Below are 6595 nucleotides of genomic sequence, written 5' to 3'. Positions count from 1 at the left end.
GTTCACACCCGTCACGCTGATCGGCGTTGCGGTGGTACAGCCCAGCGGATTGGTTGAAACAACATTGAACAGGTTCACTCCTGCACCAATGCTTACCGAGGTTGGCGTACCCAGCAACGTACCCAGACCAAGAGCGCTACCGGTCCGGAACACGTTGGTCAGGCCTGTTAAGCCAGTAAAACTCGTTAAATTCAGATTTGTCCCTACACAGACCGAAAGCGCAATTGGGCTGACCGTAGGACCTGGAACGCCCGTTACACTAATCGGTGTAGCCGCCGTACAGCCGAACGGATTGGTTGAAACAACATTGAATAAATTCACTCCTGCACCAATGCTTACAGATGTAGGCGTACTCAGCAACGTACCCAGACCAAGCGTATTTCCTAGCCGGAACACATTGGTCAGACCCGTTAAGCCGCTTAAGCTGGTCAAGTCCAGGTTGGTACCTACACATACTGACAGGTTCAACGGAGACAGCGCAGGGGCAGCTACGCCCGTAATCGTTACCGGCGTAACAGCCGTACAACCACTGGCATTTGTAGACAGCACGTTAAACAGGTTCACACCCGCCCCTACCGTAAGGTTGGTAGGTATCGTACCCACGCCCAGCAAGGTATTGGTCAGGCCGGTAAGAATGTTGTTCTGGGCCAGTACGCTGGTCAGGTTTAGCGGAGAACCTACGCACAGCGATGTACTCACCGCCGTAAGCGCAGGCGGCTGATTGACAATTACGGTTATCGGACAACTGGAAACCAGCCCGCCTAATATAGGTACCTGGGCCAGGAAAGTAGTGGTAGCCGTTGGACTTAGTATGTTTGACGTAACTGGCGTCAGCAGCCCCAGCGCGCCTACGGTGTTGACAACAACCGATCCAAGCGGAACAAGTCCACCTAACGAAGTAGATAACGTAACGGCCTGACCGACGCAGATCGCCGAAGTTGAGGCCGTTAAACCAAGTAATGAAGCCGCCGTAGCCGTTATTGACACTACATTGGTCGTTACGCAGTTAGGGCCGCTGCTGATCGTTACCGTAAAATTATTAACGCCGCTGGCCAGATTCGATACAGTGGCTGTGCCGGTGGTTCCGCCTGTGATGGTCGTACCGGCCGGGCCCGTCACTGCATACGTATAACTGCCAGCCGGCGTCACCTGGGTGGTCAGCACAACGGGCTGACCTAAACAAACGGCATTGCTACTGGCGGTAGTGACCGCCGTAAAGCAGGAAACGAAACCAACGTCGAATGAGAGATTATTGACACCCGCCTGACCGAGCGTAAATACGATCCGACCGGCCGCATCAGCATCCGAGTCAATCCGGGTTGCGTTGGTACCCGTTGCCGAGAGCGGCTTCGTACTGATCGTCGTGGCACTGACGTTTGTCGGAAAACTCAATGTATACGAACTGCCCGACGTTAGGGCTAACCCATACGTAAAGCCCGAAACGTTTGTTCCGGCTGCGTTGGTGAAGTAATAGTTACCATTCGCGTTGGTAGTGGCTGTTGCGCTGAAATTGTTGGGGCCACGTAGAATGACCTGTACCCCTGCCATAACAGGTTCGCCCGGATCCTGAATGCCATTATCATTGGTGTCGCGCCAAACCCGGTTACCGATCTGAACGGGTGCCGGGTAACAAACCGGCGTAACACCACCTAACCCATTAGCTTTACCCGACGTTGGAGCAGCGGTTCCGGTAGGAGCTACGTAAATCTGATATCGTTTATCATCATCCCCGGTTGTGTTATTGAACCAGCTGAACCCACCCGAAAAAACGGTGAGCGGATCCATCACCGTTGTGACCACCTGGTTGGTACCCGGTACCACGGCCGTTCCCCCCTGCGACGTTTCCTGGTGGGTTGTCGCGTTATTATACTCCTCCGTGAAGTAGAATTCGCCATTGCCTGGCCCCTGCGATGTACTCGCCCCGGCAGTAGTCAACGTACCCAGCGCTGTCGACGTTACGCTACCGTTATTCTCCAGCGTCCAGGTTGTTCCATTCAGGCGAGCCCGTAAAATATCACCACCAACGTAGCCGCTATAGATCGATGTGGCTGTTGGCCCGGTGTCGGTTGGCGAGCGTTGACGATACCCCAACTGATGACCGCCCCGGTCCATAAAGCCAACAATCATATCGCCATTATCAGCGAAGGAGATAGCCGAGAGAATCGGCTGTGGCAAGGCCGCACGAACAGCCAGATTGTTGGTGCCCGTGCCTGTGTTGGTTGCATTAATATTGAATTCAGCGAATGAATCTGACCACGGATTCCAGGTGCTGCCCAGGTTCGGATAACTGGCATGAACAAGCCCCTTCGGATACGTGAGCGGGAAAGTCAGTACCGGCGTTGTGCTGAAGGTTTGCGTAGCCACATCCAGTGCATACACGTTGGCCTGTAAGTTGGCCGCTACACCTGCCGCCGCTTCGCCTGTACAAACAACGCCAACATATACTTTCCCCTGATAGACAGTAATGCCAAAGGGCCTGGCCGTTCCATTTGTACAAACAGCAGTGGCCGGTAAAGCCACCGTCTGAACGTCGGCAGCTGTAAGCGACGCTTTGGCCGGACTACCAACATTGAGAACAACGAGCTGCCGGCCAGATAAATCGATCACGTATAGCTTCGTCTCATCGTCTGAAAATGCCATTCCCCCTAAACCAGCTTTACCGACCAGCGAAAACGAATTCGGGTCGGCACTGGAAACGGTTCCACTCGATGGCAGGGTACGGGTGCCTAATGCCGTAGCCCCCAGATTAAGGCCCAGTGTGGCCAGATTGGCATATGAGGCACTAGTTGGCGCCGTTGCGGTAAACGATACGTTTGTTGTTACATAAATACCACCCAGACCGAGCGGGCCAAGACCAACGTGCCGTTTCAGAAAGGCAGCCGAAAATAATTTGCCGGATGAACGCTGATAGGCCGAGCCCCAAACACTGCCTACCTGAGCAGCAGAACCCAAGTCGGTAGCCATCGCAGGCGTTACACTTACAGACGTGTAAGGCGTTATAACAATAGATTCCGCAGCCGCCACGTCGCTACCCGTTGCCAGCGGGTTACCACTGACGAAGCAGGGTACAACCACATCAGGGTTTGCCTGGCAATAGTCGCGGGGGTAGTTAACCCCAAAATTGACCGTAGCGGTACCAGTGCTCACAAACTGCACGGAACTACCCGAACTAGTCGCCAACGTTCCGGAAGGGCCGCTGTTATAAACGCTTAAACTGGTCGGAATAGTGAATTCAACGCGAAAGGGGCCCGTGCCTGTAGGCGTTACGGTATACGCCCCGGTAATGCCAGTCGTTTGAACGGTTCCGTTGGTTACGTTGGCACCCGCCGCATTATAGACCCGTACTTCCACCCCGGCCAACCCTAATTCGGTAAACGTTGTGGAGGCTGGCGCCGTATCAAAGGTGCCATTGGCGTTGAAATCCCGGAAAACAGTTCCCGAAATCTGAGCCTGCACAGAAGTGCTTAGTAAAAGCAGTACGCCTAGTAATGTTGGATACAACGCTTTAACTAAAAAAGAAGCCATTGGTCGTTGTGTAAACCGGTATGCGCCCCTCGAAAATGTTGGCAGGAAGAAGTATTTCATATGCAGCCGCTGAATAGATCGTGCGACTGAGCACTTGCCAAAACTATGCCATGTTTATAAAATCTATATACTTGGAGAGTTAATACTTATTATCATACGTACAAGTATAAGGTAAATTTACTAATCTATTAAAGTATAAATACAACATATATTCAATTAAACTAAAAAGTTAGCCAGAGGTCATTTCGTTTGTCAGCAGCTCAGCGCATTTAGGCATAATTATTGTCTATCTAAACAATCCCTCAAAATGAGCCAGATTTCTATGCCAGATACTGCGTACCTGGCTAATAGAACCATATACAGAGTTGCACAACAAGCTGCTCAATGGCTTGTTGACCCTACAAACCTGATTTGGAACAGTAGCTATCCCGGGATGCTCAACCCGTAGTATCGCCTATTTTTCAGAAAAGCTACACACGTATCACTTATCAGCAAGCCTCAACGCTTGCCAAATGATTTCTTCATTATTAACACGTTCTCCTAAATTGTCGGTATAATCAATGGCGGCTCCGTCATCGTCATTCAGCAGGCCCAGGGTGTAGCGTATAGCCGAACGGCTAGTTGGTTTGCCACCGACCAGTGTCCAGGGAACAGCCAGTTCGGCAACGTACCCAGCACTCGTTTTTCTCAGCACAAGTCTGATCTCCCTACCCAATCCAGCATAAGGTACCCAGTCGGTAACGGCCCCTTTCCGAACGAGCAGCCGCCCATCGGCCGAGATTAGTAACTGAATTTTTTGACTCCCGGACGCTGTAGTCAACGTATTGATTACGTCTAGACCCAACCAGATGCCATCGTCGTCGAGTGGAGTAGGCGAGTCGGTTTTTAGCAGCCTGTCAGCCACCTGCACACCCACAAATAGGTAGGTATCAGTATACGCAAAGCCAGCCCGAAGTTGAGCAGGCCCCCGGTGGCCAATAAAAATGGGAAGGGTTGCCGGCCACTCAGCCCGACCCAATTCACCATCAACGGTAACGCTCGAAAACGAGGCTACCTGCTCGGGAATAACGTAGCCTTTAATCATCCAGACCTCGGGGTTAGCCCCCCCATACGACTTGGTACTGGTCAGCGCAACAACCGTATCGCCACGTAGTACACTCAACGAATTCCATAGCCCACTGTGCGTAGGCTGAATGAGAAATGGCTCTGTCGGCTGCTTGAAATTCCGGGCGTCGCGGTCGCCCACGTAAACAACCAGCCTCGATACCGCCAGTCGATTATTAATCCGATTTTCGGTGCTCTGAACGCCAAGGATCGTTGCGCCCGACTGCAACTGGCGCAGATACGGAGCACCCGCATAAACCGTTTCACTCAACGGCTGGCTCAGCGCGTAGGTCCGGTTTGGGTTATCGCCGCCAACAGGTCCGCTTTGCCAGTTGTCGGCAATGCTGTTCCTTATTATATAGGGCTTAAATGCTGTTTGAACATTATCTTCAATGGAGAAGGCTACGTCGGTCCCGTTCAGCACAATCGGAACGGGCATTCCATCGCGTTTTCCAGCCCGAAACGAGACAATCTCAGGTCTGGCTGTCCACGTCAGGCCACCGTCGGCAGAGCGCATCAATGAAATATTCTGCTCGTTGGAAGTGGTATAAACACCTTCATCAGAAAAGTAAAGCTGAACCTCTCCCGAAGGCAGTTGCATGGCTACAGGTTCCCAGCAACCATTGTCGAAACTGACACCTGCTTCGTAAACCAGCCGCCTATCTGTCCAGCTAGCGCCACCGTCGTAGCTCTTTATGGTGCGAATACCGAAGCGTTTGCCCGTTGCGGTACGGCCCGGGCGGGGGTTATACGAAACCAGCAACGACTGGTCGGCCAGTTCCACAATCTCAGGAACCGCCATACTGACGCCCGGTTCTCTGGCTGCCACCACCACCCTACCCGACCACGTATTGCCCCCATCAGTACTGCGTACAAGTTCCACGCTTCCACTGGCTTCATACACACAGAGCAGCGTATGATCCGCACGTTGTATGAGTCGGGCATAGCCACAGTACCCAGCCGCCTGGCCGGGCAAGGGCGCAATTTTCCGCAACGTAGTATAGTCCCACGCAATGTGGGGGCTGTCGACCGGCGGTTCGGTCAGGTACGTTCCGGTCATGTTTATCGGCAACGTAACGGGTTTGGCGCAGGCAACGAATAGCCCGATCACCGTAGAAAGAAGCAGGGTCCCTTTCATAGATAGTATGCTTACCTGTAGAAACAGAAAGCTACCGATTAATAGGCCTCTCCGGATCAGATTTAGCCAGTTATGAACCGGCCAATAGCCGGGCAGCTCTGGGAACAGGCTCCTTCGCATCCCCTCTTTATGTGATTGCCTGCCCTCTACGTACCTGCCAACTTTGCCCCTATCGATTCACACGTAGCTGTAATTCAGCGGAAAAGTTCTTTACTCTATCCACACCATATGAAAACTACCTTCAACACCCGCTTCCTGCTGAGCGTCAGCATGGCCCTGCTCATCGCGCTGGTTGCTGCCTGCAAAAAAGACACTGATACGGTACCCAGAAGTTCGGCCAAAGCCATTACCTCGTTTACGTTTGGCTCGGTTAGCCCCGACGTGGTGGCCACCGTAAGTGGCAATACCATCATAGGTACGTTGCCGCTCGGTACAAGCCTGAGCAGCCTGGCACCGACCATTGTGGTGTCTGACAAGGCCACTGTTTCGCCCGCATCGGGCGTAGCGCAGGATTTCAGCAAGCCGGTCATCTATACCGTTACAGCCGAAGATGGCACCACACAGGCGTATACGGCTACAATGACCGTAGCACAATCAGTGCATAACGGGTTGGTATATGTCGGAAACCTAGACGGTTTACTGGTAGCTATCGATGCCGCAACTGGTGCAAAAAAGTGGGAGTTCAAGGCCGGCGATGCCATTAACGCCACGCCACACCGACAGCAAAGACGATCGCGGACCAGCTTCAGCCCCAACCTATTTTATTGCCAGTATGCCTAACCTCAAAGCGGGCACCACTTACTATTAACGGGCGTATGCTATCAACAG

3 protein-coding genes are annotated in these 6595 nt (G+C 52.8%); 1 reads left to right on the top strand and 2 read right to left on the bottom strand.

Annotation, left to right across the window (positions count from 1 at the left end):
• Both J2I46_RS28265 and J2I46_RS28260 read right to left on the bottom strand, forming a co-directional pair.
• A partial coding sequence (locus J2I46_RS28265) for an SdrD B-like domain-containing protein (protein WP_207332453.1) occupies positions 1-3525 on the bottom strand: 3525 nt, incomplete at its 3' end.
• Positions 3526-4006: 481 nt separating this feature from the next.
• Positions 4007-5767 carry a sugar-binding protein gene (locus tag J2I46_RS28260; RefSeq protein WP_207332452.1) on the bottom strand — a complete coding sequence of 587 codons (1761 nt, stop codon included), beginning with the start codon at positions 5765-5767 and terminating at the stop codon, positions 4007-4009.
• Between the two features lie 228 nt (positions 5768-5995).
• Between J2I46_RS28260 and J2I46_RS28255 the strand changes: the two genes are divergently transcribed.
• Positions 5996-6547: an SGBP N-terminal domain-containing protein gene (locus J2I46_RS28255; protein ID WP_207332451.1), complete on the top strand. Its 552-nt coding sequence runs from the start codon at positions 5996-5998 to the stop codon at positions 6545-6547.
• Positions 6548-6595 lie beyond the last annotated feature (48 nt).

Source organism: Fibrella forsythiae, from assembly GCF_017353175.1.
Taxonomy (GTDB): domain Bacteria; phylum Bacteroidota; class Bacteroidia; order Cytophagales; family Spirosomataceae; genus Fibrella; species Fibrella forsythiae.
Note: the sequence above shows the minus strand (reverse complement) of the source record. Positions and strands in the feature narration are given on the sequence as shown.

Excerpts from the sequence above, each read along its gene's own strand:
- J2I46_RS28255 (WP_207332451.1), top strand. The coding sequence starts at position 5,996 with ATGAAAACTACCTTCAACACCCGCTTCCTGCTGAGCGTCAGCATGGCC.
- J2I46_RS28260 (WP_207332452.1), bottom strand. The coding sequence starts at position 5,767 with ATGAAAGGGACCCTGCTTCTTTCTACGGTGATCGGGCTATTCGTTGCC.